The organism is Staphylococcus sp. SB1-57 (genome assembly GCF_017086425.1).
GTDB classification, from domain to species: Bacteria; Bacillota; Bacilli; order Staphylococcales; family Staphylococcaceae; genus Staphylococcus; species Staphylococcus warneri_A.
Genome location: NZ_CP070964.1, coordinates 973,089 through 988,795, shown reverse-complemented (window position 1 = coordinate 988,795; position 15,707 = coordinate 973,089). Strand labels below are relative to the sequence as shown.

17 protein-coding genes and 1 riboswitch are annotated in these 15,707 nt (G+C 30.8%); of the genes, 5 read left to right on the top strand and 12 right to left on the bottom strand.

The window, feature by feature from the left end; genetic code table 11:
* Positions 1 to 167: 167 nt before the first annotated feature.
* Positions 168 to 1,358: an MDR family MFS transporter gene (locus JX000_RS05025; RefSeq protein ID WP_206140951.1), complete on the bottom strand. Its 1,191-nt coding sequence runs from the start codon at positions 1,356 to 1,358 to the stop codon at positions 168 to 170.
* Positions 1,359 to 1,464: 106 nt separating this feature from the next.
* Here JX000_RS05025 and mnmL point away from each other — a divergent pair, with 106 nt between their 5' ends.
* Together mnmL and mnmM are read left to right on the top strand one after the other, a co-directional pair.
* On the top strand, positions 1,465 to 2,418 hold the full coding sequence (mnmL, locus tag JX000_RS05020) for a tRNA modification radical SAM protein MnmL/YtqA (RefSeq protein ID WP_002452150.1): 954 nt from the start codon (positions 1,465 to 1,467) through the stop codon (positions 2,416 to 2,418).
* Positions 2,415 to 2,978, top strand: coding sequence for a tRNA 5-(aminomethyl)-2-thiouridylate-methyltransferase MnmM (gene mnmM / locus JX000_RS05015; protein WP_049425517.1), 564 nt, complete (start codon positions 2,415 to 2,417; stop codon positions 2,976 to 2,978). Before mnmL ends, mnmM begins: the two co-directional genes overlap by 4 nt.
* A 52-nt stretch (positions 2,979 to 3,030) precedes the next feature.
* Here mnmM and JX000_RS05010 read toward each other — a convergent pair whose 3' ends face one another.
* Together JX000_RS05010 and JX000_RS05005 are read right to left on the bottom strand one after the other, a co-directional pair.
* A complete protein-coding gene (locus JX000_RS05010) occupies positions 3,031 to 3,432 on the bottom strand; it encodes a transcriptional regulator, SarA/Rot family (protein WP_002452148.1) in 402 nt (133 codons plus the stop codon).
* A 402-nt stretch (positions 3,433 to 3,834) separates the two neighbouring features.
* On the bottom strand, positions 3,835 to 4,662 hold the full coding sequence (locus JX000_RS05005) for an alpha/beta fold hydrolase (protein WP_206140950.1): 828 nt from the start codon (positions 4,660 to 4,662) through the stop codon (positions 3,835 to 3,837).
* Between the two features lie 231 nt (positions 4,663 to 4,893).
* On the opposite strand from JX000_RS05005, the gene JX000_RS05000 reads away from it, so the two are divergent.
* Positions 4,894 to 5,895 (top strand): proline dehydrogenase family protein, encoded by a 1,002-nt coding sequence (locus JX000_RS05000; RefSeq protein ID WP_206140949.1) that lies wholly within the window; start codon positions 4,894 to 4,896, stop codon positions 5,893 to 5,895.
* 265 nt (positions 5,896 to 6,160) lie between these two features.
* Here JX000_RS05000 and ribH read toward each other — a convergent pair whose 3' ends face one another.
* From ribH to JX000_RS04965, 7 genes are all read right to left on the bottom strand, one after another.
* Positions 6,161 to 6,619: a 6,7-dimethyl-8-ribityllumazine synthase gene (gene ribH, locus JX000_RS04995; protein WP_002452145.1), complete on the bottom strand. Its 459-nt coding sequence runs from the start codon at positions 6,617 to 6,619 to the stop codon at positions 6,161 to 6,163.
* Positions 6,620 to 6,631: 12 nt separating this feature from the next.
* Entirely contained in the window at positions 6,632 to 7,813 is a 1,182-nt protein-coding gene (ribB, locus tag JX000_RS04990) for a 3,4-dihydroxy-2-butanone-4-phosphate synthase (RefSeq protein WP_124227870.1), read from the bottom strand.
* A 14-nt stretch (positions 7,814 to 7,827) separates the two neighbouring features.
* Positions 7,828 to 8,460, bottom strand: a complete 633-nt coding sequence (ribE, locus tag JX000_RS04985) for a riboflavin synthase (RefSeq protein WP_002452143.1) — start codon at positions 8,458 to 8,460, stop codon at positions 7,828 to 7,830.
* 6 nt (positions 8,461 to 8,466) lie between these two features.
* Positions 8,467 to 9,510, bottom strand: a complete 1,044-nt coding sequence (ribD, locus tag JX000_RS04980) for a bifunctional diaminohydroxyphosphoribosylaminopyrimidine deaminase/5-amino-6-(5-phosphoribosylamino)uracil reductase RibD (protein ID WP_002452142.1) — start codon at positions 9,508 to 9,510, stop codon at positions 8,467 to 8,469.
* Positions 9,511 to 9,671: 161 nt separating this feature from the next.
* Positions 9,672 to 9,802: riboswitch (FMN riboswitch) on the bottom strand.
* Between the two features lie 201 nt (positions 9,803 to 10,003).
* Positions 10,004 to 11,500 carry an FAD/NAD(P)-binding protein gene (locus tag JX000_RS04975; protein WP_206140948.1) on the bottom strand — a complete coding sequence of 499 codons (1,497 nt, stop codon included), beginning with the start codon at positions 11,498 to 11,500 and terminating at the stop codon, positions 10,004 to 10,006.
* Between the two features lie 317 nt (positions 11,501 to 11,817).
* A complete protein-coding gene (sagB, locus tag JX000_RS04970; protein ID WP_206140947.1) occupies positions 11,818 to 12,672 on the bottom strand; it encodes a peptidoglycan release complex glucosaminidase SagB in 855 nt (284 codons plus the stop codon).
* A gap of 260 nt (positions 12,673 to 12,932) precedes the next feature.
* Positions 12,933 to 13,157: a hypothetical protein gene (locus JX000_RS04965; RefSeq protein WP_002452139.1), complete on the bottom strand. Its 225-nt coding sequence runs from the start codon at positions 13,155 to 13,157 to the stop codon at positions 12,933 to 12,935.
* A 192-nt stretch (positions 13,158 to 13,349) separates the two neighbouring features.
* On the opposite strand from JX000_RS04965, the gene JX000_RS04960 reads away from it, so the two are divergent.
* Together JX000_RS04960 and JX000_RS04955 are read left to right on the top strand one after the other, a co-directional pair.
* Entirely contained in the window at positions 13,350 to 13,838 is a 489-nt protein-coding gene (locus JX000_RS04960; protein WP_002452138.1) for a sigma-70 family RNA polymerase sigma factor, read from the top strand.
* A gap of 4 nt (positions 13,839 to 13,842) precedes the next feature.
* Complete coding sequence (locus JX000_RS04955; protein WP_206140946.1) at positions 13,843 to 14,289, top strand: competence protein ComK; 447 nt, start codon at positions 13,843 to 13,845, stop codon at positions 14,287 to 14,289.
* On the opposite strand, the gene JX000_RS04950 is transcribed toward JX000_RS04955, so the two are convergent.
* Both JX000_RS04950 and JX000_RS04945 read right to left on the bottom strand, forming a co-directional pair.
* Positions 14,264 to 14,719: a hypothetical protein gene (locus JX000_RS04950; protein WP_002452136.1), complete on the bottom strand. Its 456-nt coding sequence runs from the start codon at positions 14,717 to 14,719 to the stop codon at positions 14,264 to 14,266. The genes JX000_RS04955 and JX000_RS04950 overlap by 26 nt on opposite strands.
* 204 nt (positions 14,720 to 14,923) lie before the next feature.
* The gene (locus JX000_RS04945; RefSeq protein ID WP_002452135.1) at positions 14,924 to 15,637 is read right to left on the bottom strand and encodes a transaldolase; all 714 of its coding nucleotides are present in this window, start codon (positions 15,635 to 15,637) and stop codon (positions 14,924 to 14,926) included.
* Between the last annotated feature and the right edge of the window lie 70 nt (positions 15,638 to 15,707).

Genomic DNA, 15,707 nt, shown 5'->3' with positions numbered 1-15,707 from the left:
TCATCATTAAATTCGTTATATGTTTGATAATGTTATTTATAGTCCTTAACACTAGTTCTCACCATACTAGTTCTCTGTAGAAAAGCGTCTAATAACACGTTATTACAAATTAATAGTATTTGATTATGCGTATGATTGCAAGAGGTTAATAACAATTTTTCATTATTCTAATTTGTTTGATGGTTTAAATATTTTTTAGCCGCCTTACTTTTCGCAAAAAGGCTTAAAATGATAATAGCTACGCCTAATAATATAATCATGGTTAAAAATATCATTCGCATATTAAATAAATCTACAAGTAAACCTCCAAACAATGGGCCTAAAGCTTTCCCAACAGTTGATGCTGAATTAACAATACCTTGATATTGCCCAACTTTTCCTTTAGGCGCTAACTGATTTGCTATGGTAGGTACTGCTGGCCAAACAAACATTTCACCAAATGTTAATATCACCATACCGATAACAAACATTGAAAATTGATGTGCAAAACTAGTTACTAAAAACGAGCTCATAAATATTAAAATTCCTACAAATATTTGCTTTTTCAAGTCACCTTTTAAAAGTATAATAACAGGTCTGATTAAAGGTTGCGCTACTAAAATCATAATACCATTAATGGTCCATAATACACTGTATTGAGACATTGATATATGAATAGATTGTGTAAATGAAGCAATTGTTGTTTCCCACTGTATATAGCCAATCCAACAAATAGCGAATACGACACAAACTAATAATAAAGAGATAAATCTACTGATATTCTCTTGATTATTTAAATCGATATTATCTTGTCTTTTAACTTTAGCATTAATTTCTAAATTAAATTGTGAGATAGCTACTATGGCGAAAAGTACATACATTACTAGATTAGCTATAAATATATAATTAAAACTTAATTCTGCAACAAACCCACCTAATGCCGCACCTAATGCAACGCCAATATTTTGTGCTAAATAAATAGCATTAAACGTTTGTCTTCCTCCATTCGGCCATACTGCTCCAGCCATTGCATAAATTGCGGGGATGATCATACCCCCACCAAATCCTAGTAATACAAGCCAAACAGCATACCAAGGCCAACCGTGAAATATATTTAATAATGTGGTACTAATTAAACAAGTAAATGTTCCGATAAGTATGGTTTTATAACCACCAAGTTTATCGAATAATACACCGCCAAGTAAATTGCCTACAACCATACCTAAAGAATTAATTAATAAAACAATACCAGCAATTGTTAAACTCTTATTAAGTTCTTCTTTCATGTAAATCGTATTTAATGGCCACAAAAAGCTGGCGCCCGTAATATTTAAAGCCATACCTATTACAAGCCACCACACTGATTTTGGTATATTCATTTCTTGAGGTCTCCTCTTTATATTTTTCTCAATCTATAATAGACACTATAACATTAAAGTATGTTAAAATCTTTATTTAGATACAAAACAGAAAGGAAAATGTCTTATGGGTAATTTCTTCCCGTATGCTTTTGAAGATAAAAGATATCACACTTGGAATTATCATTTAAAAAATAAATTCGGTCGTAAAATATTTAAAGTTGCTTTAGATGGTGGTTTCGACTGTCCAAATAGAGATGGTACTGTAGCTCATGGTGGTTGTACGTTCTGTTCAGCTGCTGGCAGTGGTGATTTTGCAGGGAATCGTGCTGATCCTATTGAAGTACAGTTCCAACAGATTAAAGAAAGAATGCATGAAAAATGGAGTGAAGGTCAATATATTGCTTACTTTCAAGCCTTTACAAATACACATGCACCTGTAGAAGTACTAAAAGAAAAATATGAACCCGTCTTGAAAGAAGAGGGTGTTGTAGGTTTATCAATAGCTACACGTCCAGACTGCTTACCTGACGATGTCGTTGAATATTTAGCAGAATTAAATCAAAGAACATATCTATGGGTAGAACTCGGATTACAAACTGTGCATCAAACTACTTCGGATTTAATTAATCGTGCACATGATATGCAAACATATTATGAAGGTGTCGCTAAATTACGTAAACATAATATTAACGTTTGCACACATATCATTAATGGATTACCAGGTGAAGATTATAATATGATGATGGAAACTGCACGCGAAGTTGCACAAATGGATGTCCAAGGTATTAAAATTCATTTATTACATCTATTAAAGGGTACGCCAATGGTGAAACAATATGAAAAAGGCATGTTAGAGTTCATGTCACAAGAGGATTATACTAATCTCGTATGTGATCAACTTGAAATTCTTCCACCTGAAATGATAATTCATCGTATTACAGGCGACGGTCCAATTGATTTGATGGTTGGTCCTATGTGGAGTGTTAATAAATGGGAAGTACTAAATGAGATAGATAACGAATTAGCACGTCGTGATTCATATCAAGGTAAAAAGTTTGAGCATAAGGTGAAATCATGAAACTTGAACGTATACTCCCCTTTTCAAAGAGTTTAATTCAAAGTCATATTACTGATTCTAGTATCGTAATCGACGCCACATGTGGTAATGGAAACGATACTTTATACTTAGCACAACATGTACCTAATGGTTTTGTATATGGTTTTGATATTCAACAATTGGCTATCGACAATACTAAAATGAAAGTATCTACCTATTCAAATGTAAAACTGATTAAAGATGGTCATGAAAATGTAAAACAATATATTACTGAGGATCATATTGGCAAAGTTGATGCTGCTATATTTAATCTCGGTTATTTACCTAAAGGCGATAAATCTATCGTGACTACACCTCAAACTACCATTAGCGCAATCCAAAATATTTTTGATATATTGAATGAAGAAGGTATCATTATATTAGTAATTTATCATGGTCATGACGAAGGTAAAATTGAACGAGATGCATTAATGGATTATTTAACGCAATTAGATCAAAATCAGGCACATGTACTACAATATCAGTTTATTAATCAAAAAAATAATGCACCATTCATTTGTGCTATCGAAAAAAGAGATTAGATTTATTAATACCAAAAAGAAGGGACCAATTAAGGCCCCTTCTTTTTTGATATTAAACAGCTAAAATTGATTTTAAGCTTGTCTGCATAGGTTCTGATTTAGATGTAATTGTTTCACCAATAAAATCTAGTAAACCAGCTTTTTGTTTTGCTAATTTTTCATTAAAATGAATAATTACCGTACGTTCATCATCTTGCGGACGCTCTTTGTATATCCACTCTAAATTAACTAAATTATTGTAAGTTCTTGTTCGTTTATACGGCTTAATTTCAACAAACTCGTCCATCTCTTTTAAAGTCATTGAACCTTTTTCCCATAGGTTTAATAAAATTAAAATTTCTTCTTTAGACATATCATATTCTTTTTGGATTGTTTCAAAAATAGAATTAACATCGGCTAACAACTTGTCTAACTGTAAAATACCATAAACTCTTTCATTTTCATTTTGATTCATAGTTAACATCTCCCAAATAACAAGTTAAATTTATCATTTTCTAAAATAACCGACTCCCAAATTTCTACCATCGGTTAATTGAAAAATTGTCAATATTGCTTGTCCATATTAACAGAACATTTGATAAATGAAATGCTTAGTTAAGACTTGTGTATTTTACTATAAATGTGACATATAAAAATATAATTTTACAAAATGGTTCAATCTCAATACACAAAGCCTTATTACATATTAAAATTATATTTTTAATCCAAACAAAATATATCAATTTTACATTAAAATTGCAACTATAAATTAAAATAGATTTTACGTATTTATCTCCACTAACCTTATAAAAAAGTTTTATCGTTTTATACTACATTTTCACAAGAAAACCAGGCTGTTTAAACAACCTGGTTCAAATCAAATATCTTCTATTTCATCTTCTTCAACAATAAATCCCATAGTATTCACGCTATTATTAAGAAACGTTAATACATAACGCATCACTTGATCTCGCTCTGGTTCGTTATGTATCTCATGATATAAACCATTCCATACTTTATAATATAACTCATTCGTTACTAATTTATCTTTAAACGTTTCAGTCGCATTGATTTCTGAAATGATATCTTTACTACCTGTCATAATTAAAGTTGGTAACGGCTTAATATCCTTGATATGCTCCATTGTCTCTTTCATCATTTCATTAATAAGGTTATACCAATGATATGTCACTTTCTTCAACATTAATCCATCATTTACTGTATCTTCAATTACTTCTTCATTACGTGTTAGGTCTTGAGCAGTGATACTAATTTTAAAGCGAGCATCTTTAGATACTTTACCAACATTAGAAAGTAATTTATTCTTTCTATCTTTACCAGATTGTTTAAATTCTAATAGTGGTGAAATAAGCATTAAACCTTCTACGGGTAATTCTACTCGCTCTAATAAGTTAATTAAAATTAAACCACCTAAACCTACACCTAGTACAAACGTTGGAATCTTATACTCGTTAGCAATTTTAATCCATTCTAATATATTCTCATGATATTCATTAAAATCTTCAATTTGACCTTTATTAGCTCTAGAAGTTTGGCCCTGTCCAGGTAAATCACCCATAATGACATGATAACCATTTCTTCTTAACATCGTAATAACATATGCATAACGACCAGTATGTTCTAATATATTATGAGCAATGACAACAACGCCTTTTGCGTCATTTTCAGTTTCCCACTTCCACATTCTTAAATTGCCCCTTTTTCAATAATCTTCAATAGCATAATTATAGCAAAACATTACAATTAATTGCCATTTTAATCTATTAACTTAAACGCTTAGTATTTTCCTATCTTCAATCGTGTAATTTTACTAAAAACATTATTAAATTCTTTATGTAAACGCTTTCTTGAAAATATGTTTCATGATACACTATTTTAAAAGTACCAATGATATTTGGTTATGGAGGTATGTACGATGGGAGTTTTCAAAAATGTATTTATAGCTTTGTCTAATAATAGTTATTTAAATAATGCTGCAAAACAAGTGGGTCCAAGACTTGGCGCCAACAAAGTAGTAGCCGGTAACACAATTCCACAATTGATAGAAACAATTGAATATTTAAACGAAAACAAAATTTCAGTTACCGTAGATAACTTAGGGGAATTTGTGACGACAGAGCAAGAAAGTCAACAAGCTAAACAAGAAATACTAGAAATTATGGAAGCCATAAACCAATACCAAGTTGATGCGCATATGTCAGTTAAATTAAGTTTATTAGGTAGTGAGTTTGACTTAGAACTTGCATATCAAAATTTGAGAGAGATTTTACTTAAAGCTAATGAATATGGCAATATGCATATCAATATAGATACCGAAAAGTATGATAGCTTACAACAAATTATTGAAGTGTTAGATCGATTAAAGGGAGAATTCAAGAATGTGGGAACAGTGATTCAAGCATATCTATATGATGCTGAAAAACTGATTGATAAATACCCTGAATTACGTTTAAGACTCGTTAAAGGTGCATATAAAGAGGGTGCCTCTATTGCGTACCAAACTAAAGAAGAGATTGACGCAAATTATATTAAAATAATTGAAAAAAGACTATTAAATGCACGTAATTTTACTTCAATTGCAACGCATGATCATAATATTATTAACCATGTGAAACAATTCATGAAAGAAAATCATATCGAAAAAGACCAAATGGAGTTCCAAATGCTATATGGTTTCCGTTCAGAATTAGCGCAATCTATTGCTAATGAGGGCTATCATTTCACAGTATATGTCCCTTATGGAGATGACTGGTTTGCATACTTTATGAGAAGATTAGCAGAACGCCCACAAAATTTATCTTTAGCAGTAAAAGAATTTGCCACACCAGAAACATTGAAAAAAGTCGGTATTTTCTCAGCTATTGGTATAAGTTTTGTTTCTCTTGTAGGGTTATCTACGAAGTACTTACGTAAATAAATTTAGCATCAAAAACTGCCCACAAAATATTAATTTTGTGGGCAGTCTATCAGTTTAGAACATAAATATATTTCAAGTTATATTCATATTTAGGCGTAGTTGACTGTAAAGTCATTCTATTTCTTTAGAGATTAGTATTTCTTATGCATGAGTTTCACTCTTGTATTCCTATTTTAAAGTACACATTAGCTGTAGCTAATGCGTAAGAACCACTACATAATAAATGATTAGTGGTTCTTTATTATTTCTGTCCCACTTCTTTTATTTAAAATTGTTTCATTAAATTAGCCATTTCAATGGCACTTACTGCTGCTTCAGAACCTTTATTACCTGCTTTAGTTCCTGCACGTTCAACTGCTTGCTCGATACTTTCCGTAGTTAAGATACCGAAGATAACAGGAACATCTGTAGATTCATTAGCTTTGGATACGCCTTTTGCAACTTCATTACATACATAATCATAATGAGACGTAGCCCCTCTTATGACACATCCTAAAGTAACTACTGCATCATATTTACCTGTTTGAGCTAACTTTCTAGCTACCATAGGAATTTCAAAAGCACCAGGTACATAAGCAACATCAATATTGTTTTCGTCAACATCGTGACGAATAAAAGTATCCTTAGCACCCTCTAACAAACGTCCAGTAATAAAATCATTAAATCTACTAACCACAATAGCGACTTTTAAATCTTTACCAACTAATTTTCCTTCAAAATTCATTTTATGATCCTCCTAAATTAAATGTCCCATTTTTTCTTTTTTGGTTGTCATATAGTCATGATTATATTGTGTTTCAGGTACAATCACTTCTATACGTTGTTGAATATTAATGCCATATTCTTTTAATCCTTCAAATTTCTTCGGATTATTACTTAATAAATTTACTTTTTCTATTTCAAAATATTTAAGAATCTGTGCAGCTATATTATAATCTCGTAAATCTTCATCGAATCCTAATGCTAAATTAGCTGTAACAGTATCATAACCTTTTTCAATTAATTCATAGGCACGTAATTTATTCATGAGTCCTATGCCACGCCCTTCTTGAGGTAAATAGATAATCATTCCACCGTGTTGTTCTATATAATTCATCGAAGCTTCTAATTGAGCACCACAATCACATCGTTGGCTGTGGAAAATATCACCCGTAAGGCATGCAGAATGGATTCGTACATTTTCATGAGATCTAATATTACCTTTAGTTATAACGACGATTTCTTCTTCACTATAATCGGTTGTAAATCCATACATATCAAAGGTACCAAAGTCTGTTGGCATTTTTACTTTTGCATTGAGTTTTACATGTGATTCGTTAACTTGACGATATTCTATTAAACTTTCAATCGTAATCATAACTAATTGATGTTTATCTTTAAATGCTTGGAGATCTTCACCTTTAGCCATAGACCCATCATCATTCATAATTTCACAAATCACACCTGCTGGTTTAGCACCTGTTAATTTAGCAAGATCTATTGCCGCTTCGGTATGACCATTTCTTTCTAACACACCATTATCTTTAGCAATTAAAGGAAATAAATGGCCTGGTCGGTTAAAATCTGAAGCTTTCGCATGTTCATCAATCAGTGCTCTAGCAGTTAGCGTTCTCTCGTTCGCACTGATACCGGTTGTTGTATTCTTATGATCGATACTTACAGTAAAATTAGTGCCAAACACATCTGAGTTATTTGATTCCATTGGATGGAGATCTAGTTGTTCACTAATGCTTGAACTGATAGGTGTACAAATTAACCCACGACCTTCTTTAGTCATGAAATTAATCGTATCGTCTTTCATCCATTCAGTTATTGCTATTAGGTCGCCTTCATTTTCTCTATCTTCATCATCAACTACAATAATACTTTCACCTTGTTTTAAAGCATCTAAGGCTAATTCAATACTGTCGAATTTCATGTTTATTGCCTCCCCTAAAAACCAAATGCTTTTAGTTTTTCTTCTGTTAAACTTGATTGATTTTGATTTAAGATATTTTCAACATATTTGAATAACACATCTGATTCTAGATGTACGTTATCGCCCACTTTTTTACTTGATAAGATTGTGGAACGTCTTGTTTCAGGAATCAAATGAATATCAAAAGCATCCGAATGAAGATCGAAAATCGTCAAACTTGTACCATCTACCGTTATCGATCCTTGCTTAACCATTTGATTAAGTAGTGTTTTGGATGCTTTTATTTGGATAATCATTGAATTGGCAGATTCATTAATTTTAGATATTGTTCCTAAATCATCAACATGACCTAACACAAAATGACCGCCAAACCTGCCGTTACCACTCATTGCTCTTTCTAAATTAACTTTCGTATGGCGTTGTACATCTGAGAGGTAGGTTTTATTTTCTGTGCCTTTAATGACTTGCACTGAAAATGTTTGGTCATCGAAATCAATGACAGTTAAACACGCACCATTTACACTAATTGAATCACCAATATGCATATCTTCTAATATTTTTTCAGCAGTAATTACTAATGTTCGAACTGAATTTTGATTACGAACTTCTTGCACCGTTCCTATTTCTTCGATGATGCCTGTAAACATTTGCAATCACTTCTTTCTCAAAACTAATTTAATATTTTGTTGAATTAACGTGGAATTAACAATTTCAAATTGAGTTGTATCTGGTAAAGACACTATCTGGTCAGTTTGGAAAAATTGATACTTACCAGAACCACCTATTATTTTCGGGGCAAAATAAAGTACAAGGTGATCTAAGTGATCAGATTGGAGAAATTCTGAAGTAATTTCGGGACCTGCTTCGACTAACAGTTTCCCGATACCTTTTTGATATAAATCTTTCAAAATAGATTTAATATCGCATTGTTCCATATAAATAATAGTTACATTACTATTGTCTACTTTTAAATTTTTATTTTCTGTATAAATCCAAATAGGAGATGCATAATCATGGAATAGTTGTTGATTAAAGTCTAATTTGCCACTCTTACTAAGTATGACTCGAATTGGATGTTTCCCATCAGCTATCCTTGTCGTGTATAATGGATCGTCAGCTTCTACTGTTTTACGTCCAGTCAATACTGCATCGTGACTATGACGTAATTGATAGACGTCTTTTTTTACTTCTTTATTAGTAATCCACTTACTCTCGCCATCATCGGTAGCTTGTTTGCCATCTAAACTAGCTGAAACTTTAACCGTTAATTCGGGAATACCATTTCTTTTTGCAGTGAAGAAATCTTGATAAAGTTGCGCTGCAACGGCATTATATTGAAATTCAACTTCGATGCCTGCATTTTTCAAAATGTCATCGCCTTTTGAAATAAGGGTAGTATCTTTAACAGCGTAGATGACTTTGTGAATACCAGCTTCAATGATTTTATCTACACATGGTGGTGTTGAACCATGGTGTGTACATGGTTCTAATGATACATAAATGGTAGCACCATTGGCTTCTGATTGTGCCATGTCTAAAGCTTGAACTTCAGCATGTTTATCACCTTTTCGTAAGTGTGCACCAATACCAACTATTCTTCCGTCTTTGACAACAACTGAACCCACTGGAGGATTAACACCTGTTTGTCCATCAACCATTTGTGCAAGTTGTATAGCATAATTCATAAATTTACTCAAAATATCACCTCTAAAATTAAAAAGCCTTACACCAATGAAATTGTATATTTCAAGGCATAAGGCGAATCATATATCTTCAAATAAGCATATTTATATCTAAAAATATAAACATACTTATTAATACACATACTTATACAAATATATGTTAATGTCGATAAACGTCATTCTTTCTCCCATCCAGACTTTAACTGTCGGCTCTAGAATTTCACTAGATCAGCCACTAACAAATGTTAGTAGGTCGCAGGCTCATATCACTGCCGGTTGGGAATTCCACCCTGCCCCGAAAGAATTTTATATGAAATTGTTAAAGGTTAATTGAGTATTGTAGTCTAATTTACTACAATTCAAATCATACTACACCTTTTTCAAAAATACAATTACTATACATTGTACTTAATTAAAGTAATACTTTTAAATTAAATCATCGGATTTTGTTTATCTTTTAAATAAAATATAGATTTAAAATACGCCTAGATATAATTACTTAACGCTTTTAGCTTTCTTCTTTGATATTTTCAAAGTCTTGTTGCGTGTCATATAATCTATCCACCGCATTAGCCACTTGGTTAACAATCATTTTAACACCGTTTCTAAGTTTATTGACGCCATTTGTCATTTGTCCAATCGCTATCACATTAGTTAAAGTACCAAACCTCGGACTAATAACTTGGTTCGTTTCAGGAATAATTTGTATACCGCCTAAAGGATGTGCTTGTACAATTTGCCTATTTTCTAAATTAAGAATTAATTGGTCATCTTCATCTAACTCAGATAAATGATTTTTAGATCCAGTTGCATTAATGACTACATTAAAATCTTCAATGTCATTCTCATTTTCATATTGTAAATGGAATAATCCGTCCTCATGATAAACATTTTTTAAATTTTTACGGATAATCAATGCCTCTTGTTCTAATAATTCAATAAGTAATTTCGCAGTTCTAGGAGGCATTGGATTAGAATTAAGTTGAATTATTTTAGTATATTTCTTTTGGAATTGTTGTTGATCTTCAAAGCTAAAGCTATTCCATATCCAATTTAAATTTTCCTTTAAATATTCAATTATACTTTGGAATATTCCCATTTCCTTTTCATGTTCTAAATCAAATTTTAAATCATTAATATGATTACCAGTTCTTCTATTGATAAGTTTTTCAAAATCTATACCGTAGTCGCTACATTCTTTTAAAAATAAATCTACTGCAACATCTAAAGGTACATTCCCATAATTTTGTGCCTGTAAATCATTAAATTTTTGTTTTGTTAAATGTGTAAATTCTATATCTACCATTTGACCTCTTACACTTGGTAAATTGGCTGATCGACTTGTCATTAAAATAGGTAATTTAGGGTGATGTGCAGTCACATATCGAATGACATCTAGACTAGCGAGACCAGTTCCAAGAATGGCAATTCTATCATCTTCATTTACATCATCTAATGAATTGTATGTAGGATAAGGTGTCGGTTTAAACCCTTTTATACCTTTTAAATGATATGGATCGTGATAGGCAAATGTACCAAATGTTAAGAATAAGTAATCGTATTCTCGCCATTCTTTCATATCATCTGAGTTACATACATAATATTTTAAATTCGTTTCATCCACTTTCGATGTTGTAAAAATCTCGTGTACTTTATGATTGATAATAGTAATATTTTCATATTGCTCATCGAATTTGGATAAGTATGATTTCATATAATGTCCAAATACAAAACGTGGTAAGTATGTAGGATTATCGAAATCAAATACTTGTTGATGTTGATACCATTTCCAAAACTCTTCATCATCATCTAAATTTAAGCTCATCTTTTTAGATGGCATATTAATGAGTAATTCACTACTATCATTTTGAAATGGAACACCCTGTCCCATATTATTGCGGTCATCATACACATCTACTTTTAATTTTTCAAAATGGTCGTGTTTGACTAGTTGACGTAAAACACTCACACCTGCTGTGCCCATTCCTATTATAGCTACTCGCATGATTAAATCATCCTCTCTCTACAATCTATTTCCGTGATGAACTTTATAAGTGTAGTCATTTTTAAGTTCGCTCATTATCAAAAATTAAATTTTCATATTTACTCATATATATCCTAATCTTGAACAATTTAATCCTTTAAAATTTGTGATAAAATCTTTCTTTGAGGTGATGAAATGAAATTAGTTTCGAAAATCATAGCACTCACTATTATAATGTTTTTATGGATAACACGTCATAATAAAGCTGAATAATAATAATGATGAATACAAAAATGCCTGCAACCGTTATTACCGTTGCAGGCATTTTTTAACATTAATTATTTCTTCAAATGGTCTTTATCATCTTTATAAACATATAATTTGAAGTATTTACCTTCCGTTTTCATATCTTTATAAAAATCTGCGATGATAGTGGCATTACTTTCAGCCCATTTAATGTCAGTTGCATATTGATGTTCACCAGGATTCTTAGGATTCCATCTCATACTGTATAGTGTATCTTGATCTTCATGTTTTAAGAAATGATTATGAATGAAATCAGCACCACCATAAATGGCTTTTTGAGGTGTGTCCCAACCATGTTTTTTAGCATATTCAGCACCTGTCTTAACAGGATCTTTGTCTAATGCACCTACACCATAAAAGTTGTAGTATTTCTTACCATCAATTTCTACACCTTTAGATAATTCACTCTTAGCAGCGCCAGTTTCTAATAACGCATGTGAAATTAAATACACTTCGTTAACATGTTTATCTTTCGCTGCTTTTGTAAAGTCATCCGTATGTTTCAGTAAAGTTGGTCGATCAACTAACATACGTTTAATTCTTTTTTCATCAATACCTTGATATTTAGATAAATCTAAAAATTGATATTTTTGTACGTCACTATCGATAAATTGACTACTATCCATAGCTGATTTTATTTCAGTTGATGATGCATCTCTCCACGCATAATTGTTTTTATTCGATACTTGTTGACTCGTATAGTTATCTATTTGTTTCTTTGCAGCTTTATCTAAAGTTACATCTAATTTCTCAATTTTCTGTTCTTCTTTTACATGTTTAAAGAAAATTTGGTCTGAAACCATTGAGAAAAAGATAATAGCACCAACTACAAAGATAATCAGCAATCCTAAAATTGCAACAATAGATCCCTTTTTGTGCTTCGTCATATTCACACCTCTTAGGTCAATGTTGTTATACTTTTGAATTGTATTACGATAATAAAGTTTAACATTATTAATTCTGATTCACAATTTAATATATACCTTGTTACAAATTCATAAATAAAAAGTAATAAAAATGAAACTTTTGAGATGAAAAAGATTTAGACAACAATATAGACACTATCTAAATAAAATGTTGCACGCATAAAAACATGCAATTTACATATGATAGTGTCAATACCATTTCTAAGTCTAAATTATTACTTTTATTTATTATGTTTTTTATATTCCATCATGATGAAACTAACAGCTTGTGATCTATTTTTATAAAAATATTGATTTAAATCAATTGTACCTTCAATTTCACCATCTCTATATTTCATTTCATTAGTAAAATTATTAATCATCACAAAATCTGAGCGATCTTTAATTCGATCTAAATCATCATTGCGTGCGAAAAAATGTTCTAAATTTAAGTGTGCGTAGTCCATACGTACCTCCTATCAAACTTTGCTCTATTTAAACAATAAGACAATGTAATTGTAAAAATTAAATACCTAGTTATTTTCTATGTTTACTATTTAACACCTATTTTTACAATTAAGCAAATGAAATTTTTTATTACATATTTTAAATTCATTTTATCCGGAAAAACACTTTATGTACATAAATAGGAGAAAACTTTGGAATTCAATAAAATTTATCAAGAGTACAACAAAATCATACATTATTTGTTAAAAAGATATCAAATCACTTATAATTATGACGAGTTTTATCAATTACTGTTAATCCAATTATGGCACTTAACTCATCATTATCAACCCTCACAATCTAGCAAACTATCCTCTTACCTATTTATTAGGTTAAACTATTACCTTATCGATATATTTCGCAAAGAAAACAAAAAAATACCTACTATCAATATCGATACACCTATCCACTCAAAAAATGAGCCCATACAGTTTTTAGATGAGGATGCATTACTTTTGCAAGACATTTATTATCTATTAAATAATCAAGAAAAACAATGGTTAGATTTAAAATTACTAGGATATAAACAATACGAAATCGCAAATATGATGCATCTTTCTATATCAACCATTAAGAAAATCAAAAAGATAACTCAATCCAAAATCATGCAGCATTTACAATACAACCTAGAAAAGGAATGACAACATGAATCAAATTACAACATCTCAATTATTATATATTCAAACAGGAATAGGTCCGAAAAGTGTTACGCAATGTCATTATCAACAATATGATATTTCACTTCCTATTACAATTAATCATACATTAATATTTCTATTAGAATTACATCAAAAATCATTACCGCTTCAAAAGAAACTCGCTAAACGATTACTTCAAATTAATAAAAAGATACCGCTTTTCATTAATGAGACGCTCATCTTATTCCCTCTTAAACATCATCGAGCTCCCATTCAAATTTACGTGAATGCATACTATATTATAGGAATACAATCACAAAGCGATGCAACACTCATACAGTTTTCTAATTTTAAATCTCTATTAGTAGACGAACCTTATACTTTTATATTAAAAAAATGGCAAGAAAGCTTACTTCTTTGCCATTTGATTACACATTCGTATTCTGCTTATTAAATTTATATTCTAATAGCTTTTTAGTAAAAAATGCAGTTACTTTCTTAATTAAGAACAGAGAAACGATCATCAATAGAATAGCCCCTACGATAATTAAAGTCACTGTCATTGTTGATAGAGTTACTTGTGGGTTAATAAAATAATTAACAGCTGTGAGACTTGTGATTAATCCAAATAGAAAGCCACCTAGTAATATCACATATGTAAAAACGATTCCCATCAATAATAATACAAGACTGAATGAACTAATCATTTTTTGTTGAAAGACATGTGTTCTTAAAAATTGATTTGAAAATTTGACAGGTTTATTTAAAACATCCGTGTCATGTTCATTCAATTGGTTCAATTCTTGATTAAGTTGATCTTTTTCTGTTTTATTTAAGAACCATAATTGCTTTTTTACTCTAGCACTAAATGTATTTTTATCCATAGCTAGAATTGCACCTCTACTCTAATTGGTTATTTATATATCATAGATGACTTTGAACCATCAATCAATTCAAAATTAAATTTATTAATAAGAAAAGCCAATCCATCGTACATTGTTATCTTAAAATAAAATTTGAAAACATGTACGGGCGATTGGCTACTTCAATATCTTATACTTCAGCTTCGATATCACTTTAATGATTGCTTATAAAATAGATAATCCTGAACTTTGAATATCTTTAGCAAAACCTTTAACAGTATCAATAGATAGTTCTTCTACATCTCTACCTAAATTATTATTGACCTTCTTAACAACATCCGCAGGACATGTAATGATATCTGCACCAATTTCATCAGCTTGAATTACATTAAATAATTCACGGCAACTAGCCCATAATAATTTAACGCCTTTTTTACTATGTGTAATTTCGACGGCTTCTTTCATTAATGGTAATGGATCTACACCAGTGTCGGCGATACGACCAGCGAATACAGATACATATGTTGGTACACCTTCTGTTACAGCTTCAGTAATTTCTTTAACTTGTTCAATCGTATAAACAGCAGTAACATTTAGTCTTACTTGTTTAGCTGATAAAGCTTTAATTAATGGAATGGTAGAAGTACCATCCGTTGTAACAATAGGAATTTTAACAAATACATTGTCACCATATTGTTTTAAGATTTCAGCTTCTTTTTCCATTGTTTCTAAATCATCTGCGAATACTTCAAATGAAATTGAAGCATCAGGAATTTCTCTCACTGCTTCTTCAGCAAATGCTTTATAATCTGTTACACCAGCTTTTGCCATTAAACTTGGATTAGTCGTAAATCCGTCTACTTGTTTATTTTTGTATGCAGCTTTCATTTCTTCGATATCTGCACCATCAGCAAATACCTCTACATTTAATTGTCTCATTACGAATTCCTCCTTAACCGATAACATTGCTTAAACATCAATGGTCACATTATTTAAGTATGTAAGCTTG